Raw genomic sequence first — 15,787 nt, 5'->3', positions numbered from 1 at the left:
GTTAATATGGTAAAAGAACCAATAAAAAATATAGATTATACAAAAAAAGAAACCTTAAAAAAATACCAGGATTATTTAGAGTATCTATATACTTTTGATAAATATAAAGATGCTTATGCTATGGCCAGGGCTTTGCCTAATATATTGAGTAAAATTGATAATTTTAAAGAAAAATATCAGAGTTTTTATAAATCTTATCAGGAAGTAATAAAATATGCCAAAATATTATCCATAAATTTTCTGAAAGAAGAAGAAATTATTGAATTATTTCGTAATAACCTCTTTGAAATATTAGATATTGACTTTCCTGAAATATATGAAAAAGTTAAAACGAAAATATCTACGCTCATGTTTTTTGAAGATAGAGATGCTTTAAAGAAAAAATTAATTGCTGCTATACAGGAAAATAATCAGAAAGTAGGAGAAGAAGAGATAGTAGTTAATGAAAAGAGTACAGAGCCGACTATAAAAGACTGGTTAAGAGACTGCCAAATAAATATGGATTTGAAAAAAAATGATGCTTTAAGTTTAGCTGCATTTATTAATAACAGTAAAAATATCCAAAATCTAAAAAAGGAAAGGGATAAAATAATAATCTCTAAACTTTATGAAATCTACAATAATTTACACATTTCATCTAGTTCAATGGAAGGCTTGGAAAGAAAAATTACAGTTATTGATAAAAATGGGGTAAAGAGGGTTTTTAATAATGGCAGAATGGAAAAAATTAACGTTGATGAAAAAACAAAAAAGGAATTTGATATTGCTGAAAAAATACTTATAAAATACGGTTATAAAAGAAAAGAGGAAAGCAATGAACCAGAAGCTAAAACTTCCTTAAAAAAGGAAACAGAAAAAACAGATAGGGAAAAAGATAAAGCTTTAAAAAAAGAGACAAAAAACATTCAAGATAAAGTAAAAAGATCTTTAGGCAAATATCAAGAGCTAATGAGGGGGATAAATAATGAGGAAGCTAATATTATTAAATCTTCCGGCCAGAATAGTGAAAAAATAAAATTAGAATTATTTGATAACATAAAAGAAAATAATGGAGAAAATTTATCCGCCTACCTTTTTATCCTATCACGTTTAAGAGAGCTAAAAAATATAAACAAAGAAGAGAAATTTAAAGATATTTTCAAACAAGAGATTATACTTCTTCTAAAAAAACAAATGCCGGAACTAGACGAACAAAAACAGATTAGTAAATTTGAAGAAAATTTTAATCATCCAATTTATACTAAAATATTTATTAAATACTTATTATCCAAAGCCTTCTCTTCCGATAAATCAGCCGGGTCTTTTGTAGCTACGCAATTGGAGAATATATTCATGGCCTTGAATCAAAAAGAGCTTTTGGGTTTGGCTTACTTTGACTTAAAAACTGAAAACTATAAATGGGCTGAGACCAGTTTAGAAAATGGTCAACTTGTTCTAAGATAATTAAATTTTAACCAAAAACCAGGCTTTTAATAAACTGGTTTTTTTATTTGATTTTAGCCAAAAAATAAGCTAAAATAATTATATGCGTTTTACTCTAAATAAAAATAATATCCGTCTAAATACACCGACTTTACTCAAGAAGTGTGGTTATCATTATACGGGTATGTTTCGGGGTGAGCCTGGTTTTGCTCGGCGGGCCGGGAGAAGCCGCTATCCCCAGTTTCATATTTATGTTAATGAAGAGAGTCAGGATAAATTGGTTTTAAATTTACATCTGGACGCTAAAAAGGCCAGCTATGCTGGCAGCAAAATGCACGCCGGGGAGTATGATACCGAGGTTGTGAAACAGGAGATTCAAAGAATAGACGATATTATTAATAATCTTTCATGAAAAAATATAATCTTAAGAACCAAGTTCATTTCATCACTATTAATACATATAAAAAATACTGGCTTTTTAAGAAAGAAAATCTTTGCCAAATAGTAATTGATAATCTAAATTTTTACCGCCGTAAATTTAGTTTTAAATTATTGGGTTACGTAATTATGCCTAATCATCTACATTTATTAATTCAATTAAATAAAAAATATAATGATATTTCAAAGGTAATGAGGGATTTTAAGAAATTTACAAGTGTTCAAATTATAAAGCAGTTAATAAAAGAAAATGAAAAAGATTTACTTAAAACATTTTCTATGACTGGTAAAATTTTTAATTATCCCTCTACTCTGGGTACTGCCCGATCCTCAGATCGGGCTAGTCTCTCGGCCGAATCTGAGGATTCGGCCTACCCGACTAGTTTTAGAAAGAAAAGAAAATATTCAGTCTGGATGAATGATTTTTACGACTTTAACATCTATTCCGAGAATCTTCTACTCTGGGTACTGCCCGATCCTCAGATCGGGCTAGTCTCTAAAAAATTTATCTATATGAAAAAAATAAATAAATTAATTTTTAAAAAACTCTATCAACCACCCAAAAATTCCCACAAAGGCGACAACGGTGTTTTATTGATTTTAGCCGGTTCAAAAAAGTACCACGGGGCTCCTTGGTATGCTATTGAAGCGGCTTCAAAAATTGTTGATTTGATTTATTTTCATTCAGATCCAATGGCTATGCGCTTAATGGAAGAAATAAAAAAGAAAACTCCGTCTTTCATTGTAGTCAGTAAAAAAGAATTATCGAAAACAATTCAAAAATCAGATTGTCTTTTAATTGGTCCGGGTTGGGGTAAAAATGAAGCTAATAAAAAATTAATAAATAATTTATTAAAAAAGCATAAAAATAAAAAATTCGTTTTAGATGCTGATGCTCTGGCTTTAGTTAATTTAAAGCAGTTAAATAAAAATATTCTGATTACTCCCCACAGCAGCGAGTTTAAAAAATTATTTAACATAAAAGCCAATCAGGAAAATCTCAAAAAAATGGCTAAAAAGTATCGGGTCAATATATTATTAAAAGGAAAAAAAGATATTATTTGCTCGCCCCAGGCATGTTTTTTCAATACTCGAGGTAATCAAGGTATGACCAAAGGCGGCACCGGTGATGTTCTGGCCGGTTTAATTAGCGCTTTGGCTTGTAAAAATGATTTATTAACCGCCACTAAAGCTGGCTGTTTAGTTAATGGCTTAGCCGGAGATAAATTATATAAAAAATACAAAGTTTATTATAACGCTCGGGATTTGATTAAAGAAATACCTAAAATTTTAAAATAATGGAAATATACCGCAACTAAAGGGAATCAAGAAACATAGAAATTTTGATCATTGGATCATTTGAATTTGAAATTTGAAATTTGTTTTTAGTACTTGGGTCTAAAATACATCTAAAATCAAGACACTGACCCCTCAAAAAAGCCTATTAAACTTTCTTTGTCTAAACAAACATTATATGGTATAATAAACAAGTAAAATATATGCCTAATTTTGTCTTACCTTTTTCAAAAATAAGCAAAAAAGACGTGAAAAAAGCCGGTGGTAAGGGCGCTTCTTTGGGTGAAATGACAGGCATAAAATTACCAGTACCACCTGGATTTGTAGTTTTAGCCAATGCTTTTGAAAAATATTTAAAAGATACGGATATTAATGTAGAAATTGAAGCAGCTTTGGATAAAGTAAGTGTTAAAGATGTTAACAGTGTGGAAAGAACTTCAAGCAAAATTAGAGATTTAATCCATGATTTTAAAGTTTCTTTAGACATAAAAAAACAAATTGAAAAAGCCTTTGATAATTTAAAAAGTAAATTTGTAGCGGTCCGCAGTTCAGCTACAGCTGAAGATTCAAAAATAGCTTCTTGGGCTGGTGAATTGGAAACTTATCTCTTTGTTGATAAAAAGAATTTAATGGATAAAGTAAGAACTTGCTGGTCTTCCTTATACACTCCTCGGGCTATTTTTTACCGCTTTGAAAAGGGGCTACATAAAAGAAAGGTGGGAGTAGCTGTAGTAGTTCAGGATATGATTGATTCAGAAGTTTCCGGGGTGGCTTTTACCGTTCATCCGGTTACCCGCGATAAAAACCAAATGGTGATTGAAGCGGTCTTAGGCCAGGGTGAAGCCATTGTCTCCGGTCAAGTGACTCCTGACACTTATGTTATTGATAAAGAAGATGATTATATTGTTGATATAAATATTTCTGAACAAAAAGAAAAAATAGCTTATAAAAAAAATGGCGGGACTAAGAAAGTAAAAATAGTAAATAAAGATATTGGAAAACAAAAATTAAGCGGCCAAGAAATAATAGGGCTGAGTAAAATCTGCAGCCAGATAGAAAAGCATTACCGCCATCCACAGGATATTGAATGGGCTCGGGCAAAAAATAAATTTTATATAACCCAATCAAGACCAATAACTACCTTATAATATGACGGAGGGAAAATCCATACAACTGATAAGTGAAGAAGATTTATTTGAAGAAATTCAAACTAATCTCTTAGAATTAATTTCCGACAGTGATTTTGTTTTAGAGTTTAAGCTAAGGCTTATTTCCTGGCTTCCCTCAGACCGCCAGAAATTTATTAATCAAATAGTTGAAGCTCTTAAAAATAATAATCAGTCAGTCGGTACTTTTATGGTTTCAGCCGAAGGCCATAAAATGCCCCCAACTGTTTCTAACTGGCTTAAAGACTTTGAACAAAGTGTTGGTGAGAATTTTAATCAAAAAAAGAAAGAGGAATATCTTAATTCCCCAGAATTTAAAAAGATAGAACTGGGACCGAGAACACTGCTGCAAAATCTTTTTGAATTTTATGAATTAATAAAGTCTTTTCAAAAAGAACCGGAAAAAGTGGAAAAAATGATGGTGCGTGATAAAAAAGGCAATCTTCATGTTATGGATAGAGGAGAGTTATATGATTTAGAGAAAAAAACTTCATCTTTAGAAAAAGAAAAAGAATCTGACGTGGCTTTTACTTCTGATCCCGTTCCCGATAGATTTTCGGCGGATAAAAAATCTACAGCCGATAAGTCTATTTCTTCTAAAGCTACGGTGGATCCGGAAGAAAAAAAGAAAATTAAGCCAGAGGAACCATATGAAAAGAAAAAGCAAGAATTTCCTAAAGAAAAAGCGACTAAAATTGAAGAAAAGCCTAAAAAAGAGGAAAGCCAACCAGAGGCCAAAAAACCAGAAAAACCGATTGCTTCTTCCTATATGTATCCTGAGGATGAAGAAGAAATCAGGGCTCAAAAAGATAATCTGTCCTCATATTCTCTGCCTAATATGGTTACATCTAATTCGGTTATTAAGGAAATAATTGAAAAGAATAATATTAATTTTTCGGATGATAATTTAGAAAAAAGATTTAAATCAATTTGCATTTCATATTTTAAAGGTATCCGCAATGAAAGAAGAACTAAAGATTTATTAATGCGCTCCACTAAAGTGGGAGGCCTGAATTATTCTGAAGATACAGCTCAAAATATTATTGAAATTCTGGAAAAAAATAAGGATAAAATTGATAAAATTCCACACGAGGAAGAAAAAAAAGAAGTAAAACAGAAAGTACCTACTCCCAGAGAAGCTTTAGAAAAAGCTATGGCTGATAAAGAAGTTATAAAGAGTAAAGAAGATATTAAAGCAGAAAAACCAGCCACTGAACAAAAAAGACCCGAACTCAAAAAAAGCAAAAATATTAAACCAAAATTTAAAGAAGAAAAAAGAAAAAAAACAAAAGAGGAAGAAAAAAAAGAGCCTATTTTACCAAAGACAGAATTATCACCAAAAACTGAAAAAAAGAAAGATATTAAAGTTGCCCGGCCAACCTCATCAGTCCGTGGAAAGAGGAAAATTGAAGATATAAAAGGTAAAACTAAATTACTGGGTCCTATTGATGAATTAAAGGAAATGAATCTTCGTGATTTTTCAAGATTGGGCTCTGATAAAAACAGTGCGGCTCAGAAAATTTATGAAAAATTAAATTTATTAAAGGAAGATTCTTTTTCAAAATATTCGAAAGGTGTTAAAGCGTGGCGGGAATCTGAAATTTATAATTTATATCTTGAAATGGGCCGTCAGAGTATGGAAAACCAAAAAACTATTCGGGAAATAATTGAACAAAGAAAAAAAGAAAATCAGCCCTATTTAAGTGAACAACAATTTAACGAAATTGTTGATTTAAATAAAAAATTAAGCTTTAGTTTATGAGACAATACACAGTGCCACAATTTATAGATATTGAAAGTAAAATTATCGGTTCTATTTCAGTGAGGCAATTTATTATTTTATTGGCTGGTGGTATTGTTATTTATCTTAATTATGAATTGTTTGGTTCTATAAATTTCTGGTATTTTGGCATAACTTCTTTGTTTATATTTGCCTTTACAGGGACTTTAGCTTTTTTGAAAATAAATGGACAGTCTTTTCAATATTTTTTACTTAATATCTTTAATATTATTAAAGATCCGAGATTAAGAGTTTGGAATAAGGAATTTAGTAAGAAAGATTTTCAAGTTAAAAAATCTAAATCACCCGATACAAAAGTAATAGCTAAAAAAGAACCGCTTTCTTTATCGCATTTAAACCGTCTTTCTTTAGTGGTTGATACAGGCGGGGCTTATAAGGACGAAGACAAAATATTTAAAAAATCAACAGTTAAATATATTAAAAGAAAAAAAGATAATAATGAGTAAAAAAAAGAAAGTAAAAAAAATAAAAAATAAGAAATCTGCTTCTACCCAGAAATATCTAGATATAATGGAAATTAAGGATAATTGTGTTATTCTTAAAGACGGCACTTTAAGAGCAGTTTTGATTGTTTCTTCTATTAATTTTTCCTTAAAATCAAATGAAGAGCAGGATGCGGTTATACAGAATTATGTACAATTCTTAAATTCTCTTAAATTTAATCTACAAATAGTAATACAGTCAAGAAAATTAAATATTGAAGGATATTTGAATAGGCTTCTAAAAATAGAAAAAGAACAAACAAATGAACTTTTAAAAATGCAAACCAAAGAATACAGACAATACATTACTGAATTAGTAGAAATGGCTGATATAATGAGTAAGAAATTCTATGTAGTTATTCCCTATACAGGACAAGGAGAAAAACCAAAAAAGTTTTGGAATAGATTAACTGAAGCCATTTCTCCCGGAAAAGTTATACATATAAAAAAGAAAAAGTTTAATAAATATAAGACACAGTTATTTAAACAAGTGGATTTTGTCAGAGACAATCTCTCCTCAATCGGCTTAAGGGCCGAGCCACTAGATACCCAGAGTTTAATTGAATTGTATTATAATACTTACAATCCGGAAACTTATGACCAACAAAAATTAACTGATGTAGAAAAAATAAATTTAGAGAAATAAATTATGGCTGATATAAATCTATCAAAATTTAAATCAGAAAAAGAAAAAGAGGTAGCTTCGGAAGAGAGTAAAAAGAAAAATTTGAAACCGGAAGAAGAAAAAGATCTGATTGAAGCCGAAAGAATTTATCAAAAAGGCGCTGTTTCAGTTAGAGACTTAATAGCTCCGGCGGCTGTTAATATTGAAAAAGATTATATAAATTTAGGTAGTCAATTTGTGCGTACAATATTTGTGGTTACTTATCCGCGCTATATTTCAGTGGGCTGGTTTGCTCCAGTAATAAACTTAAACTTGACCTTGGATGTTAGTATGTTCTTTTATCCGGTTGAATCAAAAGTAATTTTAAAACAACTTAAAAATAGAGTCGGTGTTTTAGAAGCTCAGATAATGTCAGATGCGGAAAAAGGAGCCCCCCGTGATCCGGTGAGAGAAACGGCTTTGAAAGACATTGAAAAATTAAGAGATGGTTTAACTCAAGGGGTAGAAAGATTTTTTCAATTTGCTCTTTATGTCAGTGTTTATGCTGATAGTAAAAAAGAACTGAATAATATAACAGAAAAAATAGAATCAATTTTTGGCTCGGTTTTGGTTTATACTAAGAGAGTGCTTTTTCAGGCTGAGCAAGGCTTCAATTCCACAGTGCCTTTGGGTTTGGATGAACTGCAAATAGCTTTTAATATGAATTCCAGTCCTTGTGCTTCTTCTTTCCCTTTTGTTTCAGCCGATTTAACTTCAGAAAATGGTATTCTTTACGGCATTAATCGTCATAATAACAGTCTTATTCTTTATGATCGTTTCTCTCTGGAGAATGCTAACTTTAATGTTTTTGCTACCTCAGGTTCTGGTAAGAGTTATGCTATTAAACTGGAAGTTCTACGCTCACTTATGTTGGGCGCTGATGTTATTATTATTGATCCGGAAATGGAGTATAAATATATTTCAGATGCGGTTGGCGGTACTTATATTAATATTTCCTTAAATTCTGAAAGTAAGATTAACCCCTTTGATTTACCCAAATCAGTATACAGTGGTGAGAAACCGGCTGATATTATTCGTTCAGCCGTTATTACCTTAAAATCTCTTTTACGTTTAATGCTGGGAGATTTAACTCATGAAGAAGATTCCATTATTGATCGGGCTTTATTAGAAACTTATTCTACTCATGATATTACAGCTGATTCTGATTTAGAAAAAGTTAAACCTCCTTTAATGAAGGATTTACAAAATGTTCTTGAGGGTATGGTCGGAGCTGAAGAATTAGTCCAAAGAGTAAAAAAATATACTGAAGGAACATTTTCCGGTCTTTTTAACAGCCCGACAAATGTAGAAGTTGAAAATCAATTGGTCATATTTTCGGTCCGTGATTTAGAGGATGAATTAAGACCGATTGGTATCTCTATGATTATTTCTTATGTTTGGAATGTGGTTCGTTCGCAAATGAAAAAACGTATTTTAGTTATTGATGAAGCTTGGTGGCTTATGCAAAATGAAGACTCCGCCAAATTTATTTACGCTTTAGTAAAACGCTGCCGCAAATATTATCTTGGTGTGACTACTATTACCCAGGATGTTAATGACTTTTTACGCTCACCCTATGGGCAGGCTATTGTTAATAATTCGGCTCTTAAACTTTTGATGAAACAATCTCCGTCTAGTATTGATATTGTGGCTAAAACTTTTCTTTTAACTCAAGGGGAAAGATACTTGCTTTTAGAGTCGGGCGTGGGAGAAGGTATCTTTTTTGCCGGTACCCGGCACGCAGCTATAAAAATCGTCGCTTCCTATGCTGAGGATCAAATTATAACTTCTGACCCCAAGCAACTTTTAGAAATTGAAGAAGCCAAAAAAGAATTTAAAGATCAGATGGTAGAAGACGACGAAGAACAACAAGAAGAGGGGATAAAAGGAGAAGAGGCAGAAAGCCCGGTTAATAAAATTGGCGAAAAACCTGAAGCTAAGGAGGAAAGTATCAGAGGTATAAATATTAGTAAAGACAGCCAAGGTTTAGGTTAATTAAAATATAAATATATGAAAAAATTATCTATTATCATTATGGTAGCCGTTATAATTATTTTAGGAGGTCTGGCCTTTGTATTTTTTTATTGGTATGAGGGTAATGGCAATGTGAATGACGACAATCTTAATCAAGCAAATACTAATTTTGCTTTAAATTTAAATCAGAATCAAAATCTAAATCTTTCGGTTAATACAAATGCGAATAATAATACTAATTCGGCTATTGATAAAAGTAAAGAAAAAAATGAAATAATAGGAATGGCCCATACTTTTGCTGAACGTTTCGGCAGTTATTCAAACAAAAATGATTTTGAAAATTTAGAAAACCTTAAATCATGGATGACTTCTAGCTACCAAAAAGATATAGATAGCTATATTGAAGAACAAGAGAAAATTAGATCTGAAGACGATGATTATAAAGCTATGGTGAGTAAAGTAATTTCTAATAAAATAACTAATTTTTCCGACGAAAGCGCTAGAGTAGAGTTATTAACTGAAAGAACTGAAGAAGATCTAACAGATACTCTGGATAATTATTATCAGAAATTAGTTTTAGAGTTAAAAAAAATTGATAATACATGGAAAATTAATGCTGCTTCCTGGGGTGAAAAGAGTGATCTATAAAATATAAGTTATGAAAGAATTAGATGAAAAAAAAAAGAGTGAAAATAAAGATAGGGAAATTGAAAGAGAGTTAAAAGAAAAACGTTTTAATGAAAGAAACATTAATCAAGAAAATTTACGTGAAATTCCTGAAACCCAAGCGGATGATGGGGAAACTCCAGAAGAATATAGAAATTCATCCTCTGAAAAAGATGGATTAGATTTTAATCAGGAAGATACAAAAAAGGAGGAAGAAGAAGATGAGGAAAGACAAAGAAGAAGAAAATTAGAAAGAGTAAGAAAAATAGCCAAAGAGGAGGTTAAGAAAAAAGTCAAAAAAGTAGTTAAAAAAGCAGCTAAAAAGTTTTTAAAAATACTCATTCAAAGAATAATAATACCAATTCTCGGGGCTATCGTCAGTTTTTTTCTGGCTACCTGGTATATTTGGCTTGGTTTGGCAGTAATTATTTTTCTGATTATTTTAGGACATTATATTTATGAAAATCCTAGCGAGATTACAAATTTTTTGGATAAAGAAACTTTTGAGGCTTTAAAGGCAATTTTTAAGTCCTATTTTTAAATTATAATATGATAAATAAAAATATAAAAATATTAACTAAATTAACTTTAGTTTTAACAGTATTACTTTTTTTACTCTTTCCTTTTTATAATACTTTAGCTCAAGAAGAGGGTAGTAATGAAACCGGAGAAAAGGAAATACCAGTAAATTTGAAAATACCAAAATTGACTAAACCCTGTGATGAAAACGGAAAATTTGCTGGTAGTTACTGTGTCAATAACTTTGGCGAATATATTATACAGTTTTACCAATGGTTTGCTCGAGCGGCCGGTATCTTTGCCGCTGTCATGATTGTCTTTGCTGGTTTCCAGTGGATTACTGCCAGCGGCAATGCCACCAAAATAGAAAAAGCCAAAGCCACTTTAAACGGCGCTTTAATCGGTCTGGTTTTAACCTTAGGGGCTTTTGTTTTACTTAATACTATTAACCCGGCCTTGGTCCGCTTTAAACTTTTGCCTTGTCTAATATATAAAAAAATGTTTTAGATACTTTTATTGCAGGGTTTCCGGATCGAGATCGATAGATAATACCACATTTTGCTTGTGGTACAAGTTATGATATTCCTAAAAGTGTCCAGGATGAAGTGGGTTATGGTGAATCTTATTGTTGTGGTAGTGTCTGTAGTGATGTTGATGAGGAGGGTAACCCACAAATTTGTGCTAATGATGTAACTATGGTGGGTGAAGATTGTCCTTTAAATTGTTTTGACCCACAAAAATTATGTGAGGAAGCTAATAAAGATGAGTGTTATAAAATTGACGACATATTGGAAAAAAATAAAATAACTGATTATAAATGTAGTAAGGATAGACCCGGTCTTTCCTTTGACTCCTGTGCTTATGTTGAAATAGTAGAAAATCCTTGTGAAGGAAATTGGAAAAGAATAAATTGTAGTTTTAAAGGAGAATATTCTGGAGAAGTAGAAACAGCTTGTTGGGATAAAGATGAGCCAAGGGATTATTGTACAAATGATGAAAGAGTAGGAGATATTGATAAATGGTGTTGCGCTCTATTTCCTAAAGAAAATATATTTTGCCAAGAAGAAAAACCTTACTCGAGTATGGGAGATGTTTGGGAAGAAAAAGATATTATACAGATAGATTGTGATAGTGATATTTTAGACAATGGAGAAAGTTATAATAGTATGTCAGGTACCTATTACGACAACACTACTGAAAATTGTAGTTCAAATTGTTGGATGCGCACTAATTTATTGTGGAAAAATTAAAATATAAGTAAATATTATTAATATGAACCCAAAATTAAAAAGAATTTTACTCATTATCGGCTTTATGTGGAGAAAATCCTTGTGGATCAAGTGCATCTGCCAGTGCTACTGATTGCAGTATTGTGCCTAATGGACATTGCTGTATGGATGTTAACTTATATGTTAAAAATGAAAATAATATTTTTCCTAATTAAATAATAAGATGAAAAAAATAGCTAAAATAATCTTAATCCTATCAATTTTTTCCGTTTTGTTATTTTATTCAGGGCAAGTTTTAGCTCAGGAAGAAGGAAGTGATACAGAAGTTGGGTGAAAAACAGATTAAAGTAAATTTACAAATTCCCGGCTTAACCAAAAAATGTGATCCCGATTGTAATACCTCTACCTGTGATTATTGTGTCAATAACTTTGGCGATTATATTATACAGTTTTACCAATGGTTTGCTCGAGCGGCCGGTATCTTTGCCGCTGTCATGATTGTCTTTGCTGGTTTCCAGTGGATTACTGCCAGCGGCAATGCCACCAAAATAGAAAAAGCCAAAGCCACTTTAAACGGCGCTTTAATGGGTCTGGTTTTAACCTTAGGGGCTTTTGTTTTACTTAATACTATTAACCCAGCCTTGGTCCGCTTTAAACTTTTGCCCTTGTCTAATATATCAAAAAATGTTTTAGATACTTTTTATTGCAAAGATTTCCCGGATAAAGAATCAATAGATAGTTACCCATATTTTGCTTGTGGTACAAGATATGATATTCCTAAAAGTGCCCAGGATAAAGCAGCTTATGGTGAATCATATTGTTGTGGTAGTGAATGTGATCCGACTGTAGAAACTAAATCCGGAGAACCAAAAATTTGCGCCAATGACGTTACTTCTAAAAAGGATTGTCCTTTAAATTGTTTTGACCCCAAGGATTTATGCGATGAAGCTGATGATGAAAAATGCCAAGAAGTGGATGCTGTTATTGCTAAAAATCCAGAAATAAAATCAAGCTGCCGTAGAATTAATAAGGGTTTTGGGAATATGGACTGCCGTTTTGCAAAAATACGTGGTACTAGTAGTAATGGAATATTTGAAGTTAATCTTTTACAAGATGAGTTGACTGAAAAAGTCTGTGAAGAAGTTACTGATATAAGAATAGATTGTGAACGTGGCGGTACCCAATGTTGGGACTCTGATAATAATGAACCAAGATATCTCATAGCTCCTAGCAAAATTTTTTGTAGCAGTGATTCCCGGGCTAACGTAGAAGCTGACACTATTTGTTGTATGAAAGCCTTAAAAACAGAAATTGATTGTCGGGATCCTGGGAAATGTGATAGTAAAAATGAAATTGAGGTAGACTGTGACACCTATAATAGCCCGGAATTTAATGATATGAAATACCAAGGTGGCGGCGAGGATCTTGCTTGTATTGATAATAATGAATGTTTTTGTCCAGCTGATCATATTTGTTGTGCTCGGACCTTATCTTCATTAAAATTTTACTTGATTATATCGTCAAATTATTCGAGAAATATTTTTTTATATCTAAATACAGCTAATAATTTGACGATATAAAGAATTTTAATGAAGATAGTTGATATGATGACTGAAGCAAAGACATTCATATCAATCAACAATCCTCGCCGCCACCTGGTATTTCGTGTGGTAAATTCAGATTATATAGGTGTCGCGCGTCTCAAATTCATTTTTTACTATAACCATTCCAGATCAACAATCAATTTACTGTTTTTTTTTTTTTTCATACGACAAATAGTATTGAGCTATACAAAAATAGTACAAAAATTTTGTCAGAATTATAAATTATCTTGTGATTTATTATTATCAGAGTCAAGCATTTGGTACCACCACTCACAATCTATTCTTATATCAGTAACTTCTTTCACAACTTTTCCATCAATCTTGTAAAAGGTAACTTCAAATATTAGGTTATCCTCGTACCACGTGTTTTTGAAAATTCGGCAGTCCATTATTTCCAAAACCCTTGTAATTACTACGGCAGCTTGATTTTATTTCCTGATTTTTTAGCCGATAACAGCATCCTTCGCATTTTTTCATCATCAGCTTCATCGCATAAATATAAGATTCAACAATTTTAAAAGGACAATCCTTTTCAATTTTTTGCCGTTCTCCCCAAAGTTATTTTCTTACAGTCGGAATCGCATTCACTACGACAATATGAATTACCATAACTGCTTTTTTATATTGACACTTTTAGGAATATAGTATCTTGCCCACAAGCAAAATATGGGTAACTATATTGAGTTATGCGGGAATTATTTTTGCAATGAAATTATCTAAAACATTTTTTGATATATTAGACAAGGGCAAAAGTTGGACCAGAGGCTGGGGTAAGTGTAAGTAAAACGAAAGCCCTAAAGCGAACCCATTAAAGCGCCGTTTAAAATCAAGTTTGGCTTTTTCTCACTTTTCGAGTGGCGTGCACTGGCAGTGCCGGCAAAGGGGGTGCGCCGCTGCGAGCTGGTGAAATTCTATAGTGTGATGGCCAAAGTTATTGACACAATAATCAGCGGGTCGAAGTATGGGATACATTTTTTTGGTTAACCAGGAATTTGTAGACTCTAATATCCTTTTAACCACTTCTGTATCAGCTCCTTCTTCCTGACTAAAAATCTGAATAAATAACAAAACGGAAAATTGATGGGTAAAAATTATTTAGCTATTTTTCATCTTGTATTTAAATTAGGAAAAATTGTATTTTTTTAACATATAAGTTAACATCCATACAGCCAAATATCCATTGGCGCACTGGCAGATGTACTTGATCCACAAGGATTTTCTCCACATAAAGTGGTGAATTTCTTTTTAACTTAGGTTCCTATTAATAATATTTACTTTTTATCTTTAAATTTTTTCCACAATAAATTAGTGCGTAATATTGAACTACAATTTTCCATAGTCGTCCCTGACATACTGTATAACTTTCTCCATTGTATTATACAACTATTATAGCAATCTATCTGTATAATATCTTTTCTTCAAACATCTCCATACATAACTCTTCTTGGCAAAAAATGTATTTTCTTTCAATAAAACGCAACACCATTATCGATATCTATACTCTTTCATCGTTGTACAATAATCCTTCCACTCTATCCCAACAAGCTGTTTCTACTTCTCCAGAATATTCTACCTTTAAAACTACAATTTATTCTTTTCCAATTTCCTTCACAAGGATTTTCTACTATTTTCAACATAAGCACAGGAGTCGGAGGAAATACCGGTCTATCCTTACTACATTTATAATCAGTTATTTTATTTTTTTCCAATATGTCGAGTTCAATTTTCTGACGCTCATCTTTATTAGCTTCCTCACATGATTTTTGTGGGTCAGAACAATAAAGAAGGACAATCTTCACCCACCATAGTTACATCATTAGCGCAAATTCGTGGGTTACCCTCCTCATCAAACAGTCACTACAGACACTACCACAACAATAATATTTATTATAACCCACTTCATCCTGGACACTTTTAGGAATACCATAACTTGTACCAGCAAGCAAAATGTGGTGTGATCTATCTATCTCGATTTGTAGACCCTGCAATAAAAAGTATCTAAAACATTTTTTGATATATTAGATCAAGGGCAAAAGTTTAAAGCGGACCAAGGCCGGGCTAGATCAAGTAAAACAAAAGCCCCTAAGGTTAAAACCAGACCTATTAAAGCGCCGTTTAAAGTGGCTTTGGCTTTTTCTATTTTGGTGGACATTGCCGCTGCAGTAATCGATTTCAAACCAGCAAAGACAATCATGACAGCGGCAAACACACTGCTCCAGCAAACCCGTCAGAAAAACTGACACAGCAATTCGCCAAAGTTATTGAGCACAGTAACTACCAGCAAATTTTCCCGTTTTCATCACAGGGTTTTAGTCGATTTTTGGTATTTTCAAATCTTACTGGTATTTCCTTTTTCTCCGGATTTCGTTCGCTGACGCCTCCTTCTTGAGCTAAAGTATTATAAAAGGAAAGAGTAAAAAAATAATACTGTTAAAAGCTAAAGTTAATTTAGTTAATATTTTTATATTTTTATTTATCATATTATAATTTAATAATCAGGACTTAAAAATTGCCTTTAAGCCCTCA

Annotated in this window: 16 protein-coding genes; 13 read left to right on the top strand and 3 right to left on the bottom strand. The window is 32.0% G+C overall.

All coding sequences use genetic code 11. The annotated features are described in order from the left end of the window. Positions 1 to 6 precede the first annotated feature (6 nt). From U5L76_05760 to U5L76_05700, 13 genes are all read left to right on the top strand, one after another. Entirely contained in the window at positions 7 to 1,443 is a 1,437-nt protein-coding gene (locus tag U5L76_05760) for a hypothetical protein (protein ID MDZ7799072.1), read from the top strand. Positions 1,444 to 1,525: 82 nt separating this feature from the next. Further along, the gene (locus U5L76_05755) at positions 1,526 to 1,834 is read left to right on the top strand and encodes a hypothetical protein (GenBank protein ID MDZ7799071.1); all 309 of its coding nucleotides are present in this window, start codon (positions 1,526 to 1,528) and stop codon (positions 1,832 to 1,834) included. Then, complete coding sequence (locus U5L76_05750; protein MDZ7799070.1) at positions 1,831 to 3,159, top strand: NAD(P)H-hydrate dehydratase; 1,329 nt, start codon at positions 1,831 to 1,833, stop codon at positions 3,157 to 3,159. Before U5L76_05755 ends, U5L76_05750 begins: the two co-directional genes overlap by 4 nt. 200 nt (positions 3,160 to 3,359) lie before the next feature. Next, complete coding sequence (locus tag U5L76_05745) at positions 3,360 to 4,304, top strand: PEP/pyruvate-binding domain-containing protein (GenBank protein MDZ7799069.1); 945 nt, start codon at positions 3,360 to 3,362, stop codon at positions 4,302 to 4,304. Position 4,305: 1 nt separating this feature from the next. Next, on the top strand, positions 4,306 to 6,084 hold the full coding sequence (locus tag U5L76_05740) for a hypothetical protein (protein MDZ7799068.1): 1,779 nt from the start codon (positions 4,306 to 4,308) through the stop codon (positions 6,082 to 6,084). Continuing rightward, positions 6,081 to 6,569 (top strand): PrgI family protein, encoded by a 489-nt coding sequence (locus U5L76_05735; GenBank protein MDZ7799067.1) that lies wholly within the window; start codon positions 6,081 to 6,083, stop codon positions 6,567 to 6,569. Before U5L76_05740 ends, U5L76_05735 begins: the two co-directional genes overlap by 4 nt. Beyond that, positions 6,562 to 7,251 (top strand): hypothetical protein, encoded by a 690-nt coding sequence (locus U5L76_05730; protein MDZ7799066.1) that lies wholly within the window; start codon positions 6,562 to 6,564, stop codon positions 7,249 to 7,251. The genes U5L76_05735 and U5L76_05730 overlap by 8 nt, the downstream gene beginning before the upstream one ends. A gap of 3 nt (positions 7,252 to 7,254) precedes the next feature. After that, positions 7,255 to 9,264: an ATP-binding protein gene (locus U5L76_05725; protein ID MDZ7799065.1), complete on the top strand. Its 2,010-nt coding sequence runs from the start codon at positions 7,255 to 7,257 to the stop codon at positions 9,262 to 9,264. Between the two features lie 15 nt (positions 9,265 to 9,279). After that, positions 9,280 to 9,891: a hypothetical protein gene (locus tag U5L76_05720; GenBank protein MDZ7799064.1), complete on the top strand. Its 612-nt coding sequence runs from the start codon at positions 9,280 to 9,282 to the stop codon at positions 9,889 to 9,891. A gap of 10 nt (positions 9,892 to 9,901) precedes the next feature. Beyond that, entirely contained in the window at positions 9,902 to 10,450 is a 549-nt protein-coding gene (locus tag U5L76_05715; GenBank protein ID MDZ7799063.1) for a hypothetical protein, read from the top strand. Between the two features lie 8 nt (positions 10,451 to 10,458). Then, complete coding sequence (locus tag U5L76_05710) at positions 10,459 to 10,935, top strand: pilin (GenBank protein ID MDZ7799062.1); 477 nt, start codon at positions 10,459 to 10,461, stop codon at positions 10,933 to 10,935. 98 nt (positions 10,936 to 11,033) lie between these two features. After that, on the top strand, positions 11,034 to 11,678 hold the full coding sequence (locus U5L76_05705; GenBank protein MDZ7799061.1) for a hypothetical protein: 645 nt from the start codon (positions 11,034 to 11,036) through the stop codon (positions 11,676 to 11,678). A 293-nt stretch (positions 11,679 to 11,971) separates the two neighbouring features. Further along, entirely contained in the window at positions 11,972 to 13,237 is a 1,266-nt protein-coding gene (locus U5L76_05700) for a pilin (GenBank protein ID MDZ7799060.1), read from the top strand. A 239-nt stretch (positions 13,238 to 13,476) separates the two neighbouring features. Here U5L76_05700 and U5L76_05695 read toward each other — a convergent pair whose 3' ends face one another. The 3 genes from U5L76_05695 to U5L76_05685 all read right to left on the bottom strand — a co-directional run bounded on the left by U5L76_05695 (position 13,477) and on the right by U5L76_05685 (position 15,413). Next, positions 13,477 to 13,650 (bottom strand): hypothetical protein, encoded by a 174-nt coding sequence (locus U5L76_05695; GenBank protein MDZ7799059.1) that lies wholly within the window; start codon positions 13,648 to 13,650, stop codon positions 13,477 to 13,479. Positions 13,651 to 14,793: 1,143 nt separating this feature from the next. After that, complete coding sequence (locus U5L76_05690; protein MDZ7799058.1) at positions 14,794 to 15,060, bottom strand: hypothetical protein; 267 nt, start codon at positions 15,058 to 15,060, stop codon at positions 14,794 to 14,796. A gap of 224 nt (positions 15,061 to 15,284) precedes the next feature. After that, a complete protein-coding gene (locus U5L76_05685) occupies positions 15,285 to 15,413 on the bottom strand; it encodes a hypothetical protein (GenBank protein MDZ7799057.1) in 129 nt (42 codons plus the stop codon). Positions 15,414 to 15,787 lie beyond the last annotated feature (374 nt).

This window comes from Patescibacteria group bacterium, assembly GCA_034520665.1.
GTDB lineage: Bacteria > Patescibacteriota > Patescibacteriia > JAXHNJ01 > JAXHNJ01 > JAXHNJ01.
This window is presented reverse-complemented; position numbering and strand designations above follow the sequence as displayed.